14 protein-coding genes and 1 tRNA gene are annotated in these 11,681 nt (G+C 61.7%); 7 read left to right on the plus strand and 8 right to left on the minus strand.

Annotated features, from left to right (window positions below; genetic code table 11):
- Positions 1 to 34: 34 nt before the first annotated feature.
- Positions 35 to 262: a TetR/AcrR family transcriptional regulator gene (locus GGQ98_RS17430; protein ID WP_279380280.1), complete on the minus strand. Its 228-nt coding sequence runs from the start codon at positions 260 to 262 to the stop codon at positions 35 to 37.
- Between the two features lie 185 nt (positions 263 to 447).
- Between GGQ98_RS17430 and GGQ98_RS17435 the strand changes: the two genes are divergently transcribed.
- The 3 genes from GGQ98_RS17435 to GGQ98_RS17445 are packed head-to-tail and all read left to right on the plus strand — an operon-like array spanning position 448 to position 2,934.
- Positions 448 to 1,794, plus strand: coding sequence for an aromatic ring-hydroxylating oxygenase subunit alpha (locus GGQ98_RS17435; protein WP_184071835.1), 1,347 nt, complete (start codon positions 448 to 450; stop codon positions 1,792 to 1,794).
- Between the two features lie 38 nt (positions 1,795 to 1,832).
- Complete coding sequence (locus tag GGQ98_RS17440; RefSeq protein ID WP_184071837.1) at positions 1,833 to 2,591, plus strand: SDR family oxidoreductase; 759 nt, start codon at positions 1,833 to 1,835, stop codon at positions 2,589 to 2,591.
- Positions 2,592 to 2,625: 34 nt separating this feature from the next.
- Positions 2,626 to 2,934 (plus strand): Rieske 2Fe-2S domain-containing protein, encoded by a 309-nt coding sequence (locus GGQ98_RS17445; RefSeq protein WP_184071839.1) that lies wholly within the window; start codon positions 2,626 to 2,628, stop codon positions 2,932 to 2,934.
- Positions 2,935 to 2,938: 4 nt separating this feature from the next.
- Here the strand turns inward: GGQ98_RS17445 and GGQ98_RS17450 are convergent, their stop codons facing one another.
- Both GGQ98_RS17450 and GGQ98_RS17455 read right to left on the minus strand, forming a co-directional pair.
- Positions 2,939 to 4,117: an epoxide hydrolase family protein gene (locus GGQ98_RS17450; RefSeq protein WP_184071841.1), complete on the minus strand. Its 1,179-nt coding sequence runs from the start codon at positions 4,115 to 4,117 to the stop codon at positions 2,939 to 2,941.
- Complete coding sequence (locus tag GGQ98_RS17455) at positions 4,114 to 4,716, minus strand: nuclear transport factor 2 family protein (RefSeq protein WP_184071843.1); 603 nt, start codon at positions 4,714 to 4,716, stop codon at positions 4,114 to 4,116. Before GGQ98_RS17455 ends, GGQ98_RS17450 begins: the two co-directional genes overlap by 4 nt.
- A gap of 124 nt (positions 4,717 to 4,840) precedes the next feature.
- Here GGQ98_RS17455 and GGQ98_RS17460 point away from each other — a divergent pair, with 124 nt between their 5' ends.
- Entirely contained in the window at positions 4,841 to 5,314 is a 474-nt protein-coding gene (locus GGQ98_RS17460) for a PaaI family thioesterase (RefSeq protein ID WP_184071845.1), read from the plus strand.
- Here the strand turns inward: GGQ98_RS17460 and GGQ98_RS17465 are convergent.
- Positions 5,311 to 5,925, minus strand: a complete 615-nt coding sequence (locus GGQ98_RS17465; RefSeq protein ID WP_184071847.1) for a TetR/AcrR family transcriptional regulator — start codon at positions 5,923 to 5,925, stop codon at positions 5,311 to 5,313. The genes GGQ98_RS17460 and GGQ98_RS17465 overlap by 4 nt on opposite strands.
- A 111-nt stretch (positions 5,926 to 6,036) precedes the next feature.
- A complete protein-coding gene (locus tag GGQ98_RS17470) occupies positions 6,037 to 6,348 on the minus strand; it encodes a putative quinol monooxygenase (protein ID WP_184071849.1) in 312 nt (103 codons plus the stop codon).
- A gap of 256 nt (positions 6,349 to 6,604) precedes the next feature.
- On the opposite strand from GGQ98_RS17470, the gene GGQ98_RS17475 reads away from it, so the two are divergent.
- A complete protein-coding gene (locus GGQ98_RS17475; RefSeq protein WP_243451988.1) occupies positions 6,605 to 9,076 on the plus strand; it encodes a TonB-dependent receptor in 2,472 nt (823 codons plus the stop codon).
- A gap of 5 nt (positions 9,077 to 9,081) precedes the next feature.
- Here the strand turns inward: GGQ98_RS17475 and GGQ98_RS17480 are convergent.
- Both GGQ98_RS17480 and GGQ98_RS17485 read right to left on the minus strand, forming a co-directional pair.
- A tRNA-Gly gene (locus tag GGQ98_RS17480) sits at positions 9,082 to 9,155 on the minus strand.
- Positions 9,156 to 9,276: 121 nt separating this feature from the next.
- The gene (locus GGQ98_RS17485; protein WP_184071851.1) at positions 9,277 to 9,585 is read right to left on the minus strand and encodes a hypothetical protein; all 309 of its coding nucleotides are present in this window, start codon (positions 9,583 to 9,585) and stop codon (positions 9,277 to 9,279) included.
- Positions 9,586 to 9,890: 305 nt separating this feature from the next.
- On the opposite strand from GGQ98_RS17485, the gene GGQ98_RS17490 reads away from it, so the two are divergent.
- Positions 9,891 to 10,799: a LysR substrate-binding domain-containing protein gene (locus tag GGQ98_RS17490; protein WP_184071853.1), complete on the plus strand. Its 909-nt coding sequence runs from the start codon at positions 9,891 to 9,893 to the stop codon at positions 10,797 to 10,799.
- Between the two features lie 275 nt (positions 10,800 to 11,074).
- A complete protein-coding gene (locus GGQ98_RS17495; RefSeq protein ID WP_184071855.1) occupies positions 11,075 to 11,467 on the plus strand; it encodes a PilZ domain-containing protein in 393 nt (130 codons plus the stop codon).
- A 4-nt stretch (positions 11,468 to 11,471) separates the two neighbouring features.
- On the opposite strand, the gene GGQ98_RS18190 is transcribed toward GGQ98_RS17495, so the two are convergent.
- The gene (locus GGQ98_RS18190; protein ID WP_184071859.1) at positions 11,472 to 11,612 is read right to left on the minus strand and encodes a DUF2474 family protein; all 141 of its coding nucleotides are present in this window, start codon (positions 11,610 to 11,612) and stop codon (positions 11,472 to 11,474) included.
- Positions 11,613 to 11,681 lie beyond the last annotated feature (69 nt).

Genomic DNA, 11,681 nt, shown 5'->3' on the forward strand with positions numbered 1-11,681 from the left:
CGCAGCACAGCGTCGAATAGCGTGCCTATTACTGTTATGGAGGAGAGATGACGATGACGAAGACTTGCAGAAAATCGAGCCCAAATAGGAGGGCATGATAAAGCGTGCGCGACGACACGCCCGCGCGCCGGCTCAGCTCGCGCATGTTGAAGCCGGCCTCACCGCCTTCGGCGAGCAGCGCGCGCGCCTCGGCCATAATCCGCCGTCGCCGCTCCTGCATCAGCGGGCTGGAGTAGCGCTGTCGGCTCGAAATTCGGCCCATCTCGTTCAAAGGCGTTTCTCCATCGTGCGGATGCTTTAGGGCTCCGCAGCGCGAAAATATAGCCCGGCGCTCAAGAATCTGTTTCGCATAAACGAAAACATGTGGCAATATTGGTTAGCGTAGACCGATGATGAAAATGCGCGCGAAAAAACGCGCCAACCTGGTCTTGGGAGAGGAATGATCACATGAATTATGATCCGAGAAGCTGGGCTGTTCACGCCAATTCAACGCACGATTTTGACAAGCCTGCGCCGCACATCGACAACGGCAGCACGCGCCCCGATCCGTCGCGCTACACATCGAAGGCGTTTTTCGAACAGGAGTGGGAAAAGGTCTTCACCAAGACCTGGCTGCTGGCGGGTCCGGCGAGCGACGTGCCGGAACCCGGCGACTGGATGAAATTCGATATCGCCGCGGAATCGTTCATCATCGTGCGCGCCGCCGACGGCACGCTGCGCGCGCACTACAATGTCTGCCCGCATCGCGGCAGCCGTCTCGTGAATAGCGAGATGGGGTCGCAGAGCAGTTTCACCTGCCCGTTCCACAGCTGGCAGTTCGATCTGGACGGCAAGAATCTGCGCGTGACCGATCCCGAGACGTTCCGCCCCGAAGTCCTGTGTCACGGCACCAGCCTGTCGTCGGTGCGCGTCGAGGAAGCGGCCGGTCTCGTCTTCATCTCGATGACCGACGATGTGCCGAGCCTCGCGGACTTTCTGGGGCCCGTCCTGCCGATGCTGGAAACCTACGGTATCGACAGGATGTATGTCGTGCAGCATCGCCGGTCCGACTGGGGCGCCAACTGGAAGGGCGGCATCGACGCTTTTTATGAAACCTATCACCTGCATGCGATTCATCCGCAGACGATGGGCATGCTCGACGACCGCACGCATATTGACCTGTATCCCGGCGGCCTGAGCCGTCAGTTCGTACCGTTCGCGCAGCCGAATTCGCATTATCCCGATCAGGACGGCATCAACCCGGGGATCGCGATGATGCTGAAGGATGCCGGTATCGATCCGGAAACCTTCGGCGGCACGGCAAAGGATTCGCGCGCCGCGCTTGCCTTCGCGAAACGCGAACGTGCGGCGCGCCTGGGGCTCGATTACGACAGGTTCAGCGACGCGCAGCTGACTGACAGCACGATCTTCGGCGTGTTCCCGAACGTGCAGATCGGCTGTCACCCGGAGGCCGTGTTCCTGCACCGTTTCCTGCCGCATGCGGACGATCCACATCAGTTCACCTACGACACCATCATCATGTACCGCCATGTCGACGTACCGGGTTACGGGCCGCCGTTCTGGATGGGGCTCGGCGATGAAGTCGATCTTTCGGGCGAAACGCGTCCCGATGTCGTCCACACCGGGCTTGGCGTGCCACCGGGCCTCGGCGAGGTGCTCGATCAGGATTCCGATCTGCTCCCCATCGTGCAGGCGGGTGCGCGCTCACGCGGGTTCAGGGGGCCGCTGTGGGGCGAACAGGAAGCCCGGCTGCGCCACTTCCACGTCGAACTGGATCGCTGGCTGCAACGCTAAGCGCAATCGTCTCAATCTGAACAGGAAAGGACTGGCTCTTGGGTCGTGTTTCCGGAAAAGTCGCACTGGTTACGGGGGGCGGCTCAGGTCTTGGCCGCGCGGATTGCGAAATTCTTGCGCAAGAGGGCGCGGCCGTGGTTGTCACGGACGTGACGCTCGAGGCTGCGCAGAAAGTCGCTGACGCGATCGGCAACGGCGCCGCCGCGTTCGCGCTCGACGTTTCATCCGAGCAGGCATGGATCGATACCATTCGAAGCGTCGAGGAGCGTTTCGGGCGTCTCGATATTCTCGTCAACAATGCCGGTGTCGTCGCCATCGCCGACGTCGAGGAAAGCACGCTCGAACAGTTCCGCTGGGTGAACGCGGTGATGAGCGAAGGCGTTTTCCTTGGCTGCAAGCACGCAATCCCTTTGATGAACAAGGGTGGCGGTGGTTCTATCGTCAACATGTCGTCCACCGGCGCGCTGCTCGGCTATCCGATCTATCTCGCTTATTCCGCCGCCAAGGGCGCCGTGCGCGGCATGACGAAATCCATCGCCGTGATGTGCCAGGAAAAGGGCTACAAGATCCGCTGCAACGCGGTGTTTCCGGGCGCCATCGAAACACCGATGGTGCAATTCGCGGAGGGCCGCGCCGGGACCGAACAGCCGGTGGCGGAGGGTGTTCTGCCGCACGGCGCCAAGGGTGCGCCGAAGGACATTGCGAACATTGTGCTCTATCTGGCATCGGACGAATCGCGTTATGTCACCGGCGCGGAATTCGTTGTGGACAACGGTCTCACCATACGCCCCTGGTGAAGTCGGTATTCGCAATCGCTTGAGGGCTCTATCCGTGGCGCGCATTGAAATCTGTCTGTTGGAAGACGTGCCCGCAAACGGCAACCGCGCCTTCGTTGCGGAAGGGGTCTCGATTCTTCTCTGCCGTTCGGGCGCCGGCGTGTTCGCGCTGGAAAATATGTGCAGCCATGCAACCGCAGCGCTTGAAGGCGGCCGGATGAAAGGCCCGTTCCTGTTCTGCCCGCTGCACGGGATGCGGATCGATGTCCGCGACGGCTGCCCCAGCGGGCAGCTTACCACACGCCGTGTGAGAACCTACCCCGCGACGCTGGAAGACGGCCGCGTGTTCGTCGAAATCGGATAGGCTTTCAGCGTCTCAGCGGCCGGAACATCGCGCGAATATCCTCGATGATCGTGTCCGGCACTTCTGCGGGGGCGAAGTGTCCGCCGCGTTCATGCCGGCGTTCGAACGTCAGGTTGAACATGGGCAGGGATGCGGCGCCCAAGCCGGTCGTTCCGTCGTGGAGGAAATGGCTGATCCCCGTCGGCGCCTGCACCATCGGCGAGAGATCGTGCGAGGGCTGCCATGGGTTCCGCGCGGCCTCTGCGTAGAAGCGCGCCGAGGTTACGAAACTGTCAGTCAGCCAGTAGATCATCGCCGACGTAATCAGAAAAGTTCTGTCGAACGCGCTTTCGAGACCATCGCGGCAATCGCCCCAGCTCCGCCGCCGCTCGACAAGCCAGGCCAGCAGACCCACGGGGGAATCGTGCAGCGCATAGGCGAGCGTCTGGGGGTCGAGAATCTGTACGCAGACATGGGCCGCGATGCGCTCCTGCCAGGCCAGAAAGGCCTTGCGCTCATCGGGCCGGAGATCCGTGGGCGCCAGCGTTCCGGCAGTGATGTCCCAGGGGCGTTCGTGATTGAACAGGGAAAGCGGCGCGACCGTTGAAAGGTGAATGCCGTAGAGGTGCCCGGCATATTTATGCCCGAGCTGAGTCGTGGTGAGCGCCCCCCAATCGCCGCCGCCCGCTGCATAGCGTTCGAATCCGAGCGTCTTCGACATCAGGTGGTGCCAGATGTCGGCCGTCGTCCAGAAATTGATGCCGGTTTTCGAAAGCGGGGTCGAAAGCCCGAAGCCGGGCATGGAGGGGACAATGACTTCGAAGGCGTCCTCGGGGTTGCCGCCGAACGCCGCAGGGTCGGCGAGTGGCCGGATCACCTGGTGCCAATCCCAGAAACTCCACGGCCAGCCGTGCGACAGGATGATCGGCATGGGCGCCGGTCCCTTACCGGGCTCGCGAATGAAGTGGATCGGCACATCGTCGATGACGGTTCGGTAGTGACTGAAGCTGTTGATGTCGCGAAGCTGCGATTCCCAATCGTAGTCATCGCGCCAGAACGACACAAGCGCGGCGAGATCCGCGCCGTTCACCCCGTAAGACCAGTCGTCGTTGGCGTAGTCGTGCGGCGTGCGTGTGCGCGCCAGTCGTTCGTGAAGGTCGGCCAGTCGATCTTTCGGCGCTTCGAAACGAATGTTCTCGATCATGCCGCCGCAGGCCCTTTGCGGAAATGATACAGGGCGTCGTCGGGGTGCCGCCGGCCGAGGGGGCGCAGATGCGCGAGCATGCCTTCGGTGAAGATCGACTTGCCGATATCGCAGTGGTTCCAGTCCATCAGCAGCATGCGTTCGGCGATGCGCCATTCGCCGCCGCGACGCTCCAGCCTGTCGAAATAGCGGCCGCCGAAGAAGAATTCGTGCGGAATGCCCGCAATCTCGTCCCAATCGAATCGTGCGGCGTAGGTCGGGCCAAATGTATCTTCGACCTTTGCACGGTCTCCCTTCAGAACGCAGTTGGCGATGAGATAGCTCTCGGCAAAAGCGGTATCGCCTTCAAGTTCGATCAGGATGTTGCTGAGCGCATGGACGGTGGACTCGAAGCGCTGTTTCGTGTCTCCGACGATATACTCCGCGAATGCCTGCGCGCCGCCGTTGAAAACGCCATGGTTGTCGATCGCATCTTCCCAATAAAGGGATTTCATCAGCGGCACGTCGCACCGATCGAGCGCGCGGCAATACAGCAGAAGAAGGTCTGTGATCCGGGCGCGGGAAACAAGTTCGTCCATCTGTGCCATCGAATCCGACATGGGCTCTCCAATTCTCGATTTAACCAATTTGGCGGGAATGCGGCGTTCGCATGTTGACATGACGTTAAAATAAAAACAATCATGATTGTCGGTAACATCATGTGGCGTTGACGGCGCGGAAAGAGTGAAATTGCGGACATATCCTGCCTCCGAACTTCTTCCGGCCGACGACCGCGACCTGGCGGCAGCGGGCTGGCGCCGTCTCCATGCGCCCGGCGTCAAGGGTTTCGACGCGGCGCTGCCGCCGCTGCTGGTCCGCCCGGCGGGCGCAGGCATGGCGGAGGCGCGCATTGAGCTTGGAGTCCACAGCATGAATTCAGCGGGCTGGCTGCATGGCGGCTATCTCGCCTCCATGGCGGAAATCACGCTGTTCCTGCCCTTGTTCCTGCATGGCCGCGTGTCCAGTGCGGGGGCGATGACCGTGGATTTCTCAGTGCAGTTTCTGACCGGCGGCGGTAATGATGTTCCGCTTATCGCATCCATTGAGCTTCTGAAGGAAACCGGCAGGATGGCCTTTGCGCGGGGCGTCATGACGCAGGATGGCAATCGCATCCTTGCCTATTCGGGCACGCTGCGAAAACTGTCGGTCGCGGCTTAGCGATCCTTGCGTAGCCGGGGGTGCAGGCTGATGATCTGCTGTTCAAGCTGCTCGAGCATCAGTTCGATCGTCCGCTCGCTGGCAAGGCCCCACTGGTTCCTGACGGCGAGGCCTTCCAGAACGGTCTGGGCGAGCGTGATGGCGATTTCGAAGTTTTTAGGATCGCTCTGCCAGTCCGCGAAGATGTCGACGGCACGAAGATCCCACCTTTCCTGATATTCGCGCTCCACGGGCCTCAGGATTTCCGCCAGTTTGCCGTCAGTCCGCGCGGCGTTGCGGATTTCCTCGAACGCGATCGCGGTGGGGCTGGAAAGCTGCTCCCAGTAGGTCCGCATGATCTTGCCGACCTCATGGAATTCGATGTCGGTGACACGCCCGAGCGCGCGCAGCCGCTTTTCCTGAAGCTCGATGATGGTGGCGTGGATAAGGTCTGCGCCGTCCTTGAAATGGTGCAGCACGGCGCCGCGCGTCACGCCGGCTTCGGCGGCCACGCGAAGAGGATTGGTGCGACTGTATCCATATTTCACGAGACTGGAGATTGTCGCGTCGATGAGCCGTTTCCGCGTGCGCTCGCTGCGGACCTGACGAATTTTTTGCGCCTGAGCTGTCATATCACGCTGCGCCGTCGCCCCCTTTGACCTTTCGCTGTACGAATCTGCTAATGGCTTGGCGAGTGGCGAGCAACCGTCGGTTTTCCTTGTGGGCAGCGCCCCTCCGATAGTTCAGGCTCCCCTCGCGCGTTCCGAGACCGGATTCCAGAATTCCTGCGAAAACCCGCTATCGTCGATGCAGGCGACCATCCGCGCGATGATGGGGCCGGTCGTCGGGCCGGTTCGGTGATGTTCGTCGGCGGCCTCGTCAACGTAACTTTCGTAGAAAACATAGCTGTAAGGGTCGTCCGCGCGCGTGAAAACCTTGTAATCAAGCGTGCTCGGATCTGCGGCAGTGGCGGCCGTCATGTCGTCGATCGCCGACAGAAACTCAGCTTCCGCCTCCGGACGGATTCGTAGCCGCGCGATATATGTAAAGCTCATATGCATCTCCTCCAGTTACGCGACTGTTACACGGCGCTCGCAAAAATCAAGCATACAATCATGACTGTCAATTTTATGCATGATTTAGAATTATTATATTTATCTGAAATACAACGATTAAATTTCGAAAGGTTGCGGCATCGGAGGTGTTTGGGGGTCGCAACTCAAAAAATGCAGACATGATTGCATTTTATTTTTGCCTGCGATAAATTGAGCATAAGAACGAGCCGGTGCTCGGAAAAAAGGGGAGAGGTCGATGTCTGCAAGGCATGGAATGGGCGGTGTCGGTTTGGTGGCGCTGGCCTTCGCGATTCATGGAAATGCATTGGCGCAGACGCAGGGCGCGCCTGCGCCCGTCGCCGGGCAGGCCGCGATGGATGCGCAGGCCGACGATGGCGGACTTGCCGAAATCATCGTGACCGCGACCCGCCGAAACACCAACCTGCAAACGACCCCTGTGGCTGTCTCCGCGGTTGATTCGGCGATGATCAACCAGGCGGCGCCCCGAGATATCAGCGATCTGTCGACGTTCGTTCCGAACTTCTCGGCCGCAAAGATCACCGGCTTCAATGCCGCTTCGTTCGCGCTGCGCGGCGTCAGCGTCAACAATATCATCGTTTATTACGAGGCGCCTGTCGGTGTTCTCGTGGACGATTTCGTCATGCCTTCGGTGCAGACGCAGCTACTCGACACGTTCGACATCGATCAGTTCGAGGTGCTGCGCGGGCCGCAGGGCACGCTGTTCGGCAAGAACACCACCGGCGGCGCTGTAACGGTTCGCACGAAGCGCCCGGATCTCACGCAGTTCGGCGGCGAGGCGCGCTTGTCGTATGGCAGCTTCGATACCTATCAGGTTCAGGGTGCGCTGAACGTACCGATCATGACCGATACGCTCGGGCTGCGTCTGGTCGGCGCCTACAACAAATCCGCAGGCTTCATGCGCAACGGCTATTGCTACGGGCCGGTGACGCCCTTCGGTGAAAGCAAATATGCAGGTGCCTCGGGCTGCGGCGATGGACGCCGTATCGGTGGCTCCAGCGTATTCTCGGGCCGGGCGAAGCTGCTCTGGGAGCCGTCTGCAGACATATCGGCGCTGCTGCAGTACGAAATCATTCGCGACGATTCCGATCCGGCGGCGGCGATCGAGGATACGCCGGCGGGCCCCGGCTTCCTGTTCAATCTGCTGGGCGTCGGCGGCGCGGCGAACACCGGCGATCCGCTCAAGCGGCACGGCCTGACGTTCCGCGAAAGCGAATATATAGAGATGAGCAAGGCGCGCGTCGATGTTGACGGCGTGTTTCTCAACGTGAACATCGATGTCGGCGTGGGTACGATCACGAACGTGGCGGGGTATCGCTTCCAGCGGTCGCGCCTGCCGAACAGCACCACCGGCATGGGTTCCATCGTGGCGGACGACGGTGACGAACTGGCGCTTTTCGATCTCAATCGCTCGGACGACCGCAAGACCTGGCAGGAGGAGCTTCGCTTTGCGTCCGATCTGGGCGGACCCTTCGATTTCGTGGCGGGTGCGTTCTATCAGCGAGAGACCGTCGATTTCTGCGTGGCGCAGGTGCTCGGCTTCCAGGATCTCGTCGGCGCAACGACGCCGTACGGCGCCTGGGACGACAACCCCTACGTGCTTTGCAACGATCAGCGTTCGCGCTCCACAGCGCTTTATGCAGAAGGCACTTACGAGATCACCGATGCGCTGACGCTGACGGTCGGCGGGCGCTACACGTGGGAGAAAAAGCGGTGGCGGGGCCGCCAGCAGGCGTTCGTGCAGGATATAACGGGCGACCCGACGATGACGTGGGAGGACATTCCTCTCATGGATCTCAATGATTTCTCGCGCTTCCCGGACGGCGTGGTCACCAACCGCGCGACCTTCAAGGAGCCCACATGGCGGGCCAGCCTGGGATATAGGTTCACCCCGGACACCTTCGGCTATGCCACCTATTCGCGCGGCTTCAAGGGCGGCGGGTTCAACGATCAGATCGGTTCCTTCGCGCCTTTCGGTGAAAATCTCGACGCGTTCCGCGCTGCGGCCGAGCCCACGACGCCTGAAACCGCCGACAGCTTCGAAGCGGGCGTCAAGACCGAACTGTTCGATCGCCGTCTCCGCTTCAATCTCACCGGCTTCTATGTGAAATACAAGAATCTCCAGAAGCAGATCGTGACACCGCTGGTCGTCAACGGCCAGACGTTCCAGGTCACGCGTTTCTTCAATGCGGCGGCGGCAGAAGTGAAAGGGCTGGAGGCCGAACTCACGGCAATCCCGGTCGATGGGCTGACGCTACGCGCGAACCTTGGTTATCAGGACGGCAAGTACAACGAATACGTCACGCCGCTGCCCGCCGGCTACGACCTCGCGTCCGCGCCGCTCGACCGTGCGCCGAAGTGGCAGTGGGCCGCCGACGCGACTTACGCGCTGCCGGTAGGGGACGCCGGGAACCTGTTCCTGAACGGCAACGTCGCATTCACGGATCGCAACCTGTTCAGCCAGTCGATCACGTCGCCCGACGAGAACGCCTATCTGGGCGCGCGCACTATCTTCAATGGCTCCATCGGCTTCCGGGGGCTTGACGATGCCTATTCGGTTCGCCTCGTCGGCCGCAACCTGACCGACAAGCGCTACAAGGTCAGCCAGCTCGTCGTCGGGGGGCTCTGGACATTCTCGAACTACGCGCCGCCGCGTTCATGGATGCTCGAAGTCAGCACGAAGTTCTAAGAGGCTGGAGCGGGTGAAGGGAATCGAACCCTCGTCGTAAGCTTGGAAGGCTTCTGCTCTACCATTGAGCTACACCCGCGCCCGGAAGCTGCGCACGCTTGCCACAGGCGAGCCGCAAAGGTCAACGCCGCGCGATGTGAGCGGATACGAAAAAGCCCTGCCGAAGTCTTCCGGCAGGGCTTTTTCGTGTGTGTGTGGTGTCAGTCGCGCTGCGCGAGCATCTGGGGCGCTTTCTCGGCCCCGACCCAGCGATCGACCGCAGCGCCTTCCCATGTGCCGGTGATATGGCCTTTTCGCGAGACGCGCAGATCGAACGTCTTGCCTGTGTCGGCATTCTCGCCCTTGAGATGAAGCACGCCGCCGGCTGTGCGACGGCCGGAAACGTCATAGCCGGTCGGTGCATGCATGAATTCGATGCGCGCGTTATAATAGCTGTACGGCGCGGCGATGGCGGGTGCAGCCGTGGCTGCGATCATGCCTGCTGCGGCCAGGCTGAAAATGATCTTCATGATGAGTCTCCCTGTTCCAGCAAACGACCGGTCGCCGTTCGTTTGTGCATCGCAGCATACGAAATGCGTTCGGGCTCACCATCGCGACCTTGGCAACGTCGATTGTGGGATTTGCAACAGACGTCAAAATTGCAGGGGTCGCATGGTCTATATTGCCGCGACGTTTCAGAAATGCTTCAACGCTTGCCAAAAGCATGCTGCGCTGCAACAATGCAAGCATCGCCGTTCGCAACGATGCGGGCGGCAAGCTTGAGAGGCCATGATGTGTAGCCGGTGCCTCGCCGGATGGGCAGCGAGGGCATAACATGCGCCGCCTGCCCCCGATGGGATCACTCGAAGCCTTCGTCGCGGTGTACCGCGGCGGGACGCTGCGCGCGGCCTCGGTCGAACTCAATCTTTCGGTTTCGGCGCTCAGCCGGCGGCTGCAATCGCTGGAGTCGCACGTCGGGCGGCCGCTGTTCGAACGTCGGCACCACGAGCTGAAGCCGACGCCCGAAGGCGCCCGCCTGTTCACGCAGATCGCACCGCACTTCGATGCCATCGGTCGCGTTCTTGGTGAGGTGCGCTCGGACGGCGAACGCGGCCTCGCCATCGGCGTGCCGCCTTCCTATGCGAGCGCCTGGCTGCTGCCGCGCCTCGCCAGGTTTCGAACGCGTTATCCCGATATCATGCTGCGTTTCGATTCGTCGGGCGCGCCGTTCCAGAAGCTGGGGGCCAGCCTCGATGCCATCATCGTGTTCGCCGAGGCGGTGCCGGAAGGCTTCGAGTCCTGCGAGCTGAAGCCGCAGGCCGGTTTCGTGGTCTGTGCGCCCGGCCTTGTCGCGCCGGGGATGTCGGTTCGCGCTGCGCTGCGGGAGCATGCGCTGCTCTTGCACAGCGGTCTTTCGAAGATGTTGCCCCTTTGGCTGCAGGCGATGGGTCTCGATGAAAGCGCGCTCGGACGCACCGAACAGTATGACAGCGGCCCGATGCTGATCGCGGCGGCGGAGGCCGGGCTAGGCCTCGCGCTGACGCTTGAGGATTCGGTGCGCTTTTATGAAGGTGACGCGCGGCTGGAGCGTCCGTTCGGCGAGAGTGTCGACACGCCTTACAGCTATTGGTGGGTGTCCCGGAAGCCGGGTGCGTCCGACGTTGCGCTGCGGCGCTTTCGTGACTGGCTTCAGGCCGAATCCGCAGTGCGGATCGAGCCCACCGCCCTCTCCGCGACGGCCTGAGGGCGCCGTAACCCCCGCAAAAGAAAAAGGGCCGGCCCGAAGGCCGACCCTGAAAGTAAATCCTTGGGGAGGATCGCCATTTCTGGCAGGCCCTTTGTTGCACCTGCGAAGAGGGCGAGCCACCGCAAAGACTGCATCGATCGTTGCAGAAACTGCAACGGGCCGATGCCGCAGCGGCCCTCAACCCTGGCGAGTGCGCCTTAAGACTTTGTTTACGTTTTCGCGGCACATCGGTGCGGCGGGGGATCACGGGCTTCGACTAAGGGGCGGCTCAGATGATCCAGTTTTTTGCAAAGTTGCAGGGCGTACTTCCCACCTGGCGCGGTGAAAGCAGCAAGGCGCTGGCGGGCGGGCCGGAACGGCGCGGCGCGACGCGCTCGCTGGCGCTGTTCTGGTCGGCGCGCATGCGCACACGGGGCTGGGCGGGCCCGGTGACGGTCGTGGAGATTTCCGCGCGCGGGATGCGGTTGCGGAGTCCGTATTATCCGGAAATCGGCGCGCGTGTCGTGGTGGAGCTGCCCGGCAACGCACCGCTCGCCGGAGTCGTGCGCTGGGCCGATCTCGGGCGGTTCGGGATGCAGTTTGACCGCGAGGCGGATGTTGTGGGGATTCTGCGCGCGCACAAGCGCGCGACAGGGCGTCATCTCGGTGTGGATGAACCCGACTGAGCGGTCAGCGCAGCCAGGCTTTCAGCAGCATGGCGACGACACCGAGAAGCGAAACGCTTGCCGCCCAGATCGCAGCCATCCATGCGAGCCGTTTCCAGAGCGGCGCCGTCGGCCCTTGCCTAGTTGTTTGATCCCAGGCTTTGATGGTGCATTATTCAGCCAGCAATGGAAGGATGCGCTATGGGACAGATACTCCATGGGAGCGCCACAACGA

It is taken from the genome of Sphingosinicella soli, assembly GCF_014199685.1.
Classification (GTDB): Bacteria; Pseudomonadota; Alphaproteobacteria; order Sphingomonadales; family Sphingomonadaceae; genus Sphingosinicella; species Sphingosinicella soli.

Excerpts from the sequence above, each read along its gene's own strand:
- GGQ98_RS17430 (WP_279380280.1), bottom strand. The coding sequence starts at position 262 with ATGGGCCGAATTTCGAGCCGACAGCGCTACTCCAGCCCGCTGATGCAG.
- GGQ98_RS17435 (WP_184071835.1), top strand. The coding sequence starts at position 448 with ATGAATTATGATCCGAGAAGCTGGGCTGTTCACGCCAATTCAACGCAC.
- GGQ98_RS17450 (WP_184071841.1), bottom strand. The coding sequence starts at position 4,117 with ATGATCGAGAACATTCGTTTCGAAGCGCCGAAAGATCGACTGGCCGAC.
- GGQ98_RS17455 (WP_184071843.1), bottom strand. The coding sequence starts at position 4,716 with ATGTCGGATTCGATGGCACAGATGGACGAACTTGTTTCCCGCGCCCGG.
- GGQ98_RS17465 (WP_184071847.1), bottom strand. The coding sequence starts at position 5,925 with ATGACAGCTCAGGCGCAAAAAATTCGTCAGGTCCGCAGCGAGCGCACG.
- GGQ98_RS17470 (WP_184071849.1), bottom strand. The coding sequence starts at position 6,348 with ATGAGCTTTACATATATCGCGCGGCTACGAATCCGTCCGGAGGCGGAA.
- GGQ98_RS17475 (WP_243451988.1), top strand. The coding sequence starts at position 6,605 with ATGTCTGCAAGGCATGGAATGGGCGGTGTCGGTTTGGTGGCGCTGGCC.
- GGQ98_RS17485 (WP_184071851.1), bottom strand. The coding sequence starts at position 9,585 with ATGAAGATCATTTTCAGCCTGGCCGCAGCAGGCATGATCGCAGCCACG.
- GGQ98_RS17490 (WP_184071853.1), top strand. The coding sequence starts at position 9,891 with ATGCGCCGCCTGCCCCCGATGGGATCACTCGAAGCCTTCGTCGCGGTG.
- GGQ98_RS17495 (WP_184071855.1), top strand. The coding sequence starts at position 11,075 with ATGATCCAGTTTTTTGCAAAGTTGCAGGGCGTACTTCCCACCTGGCGC.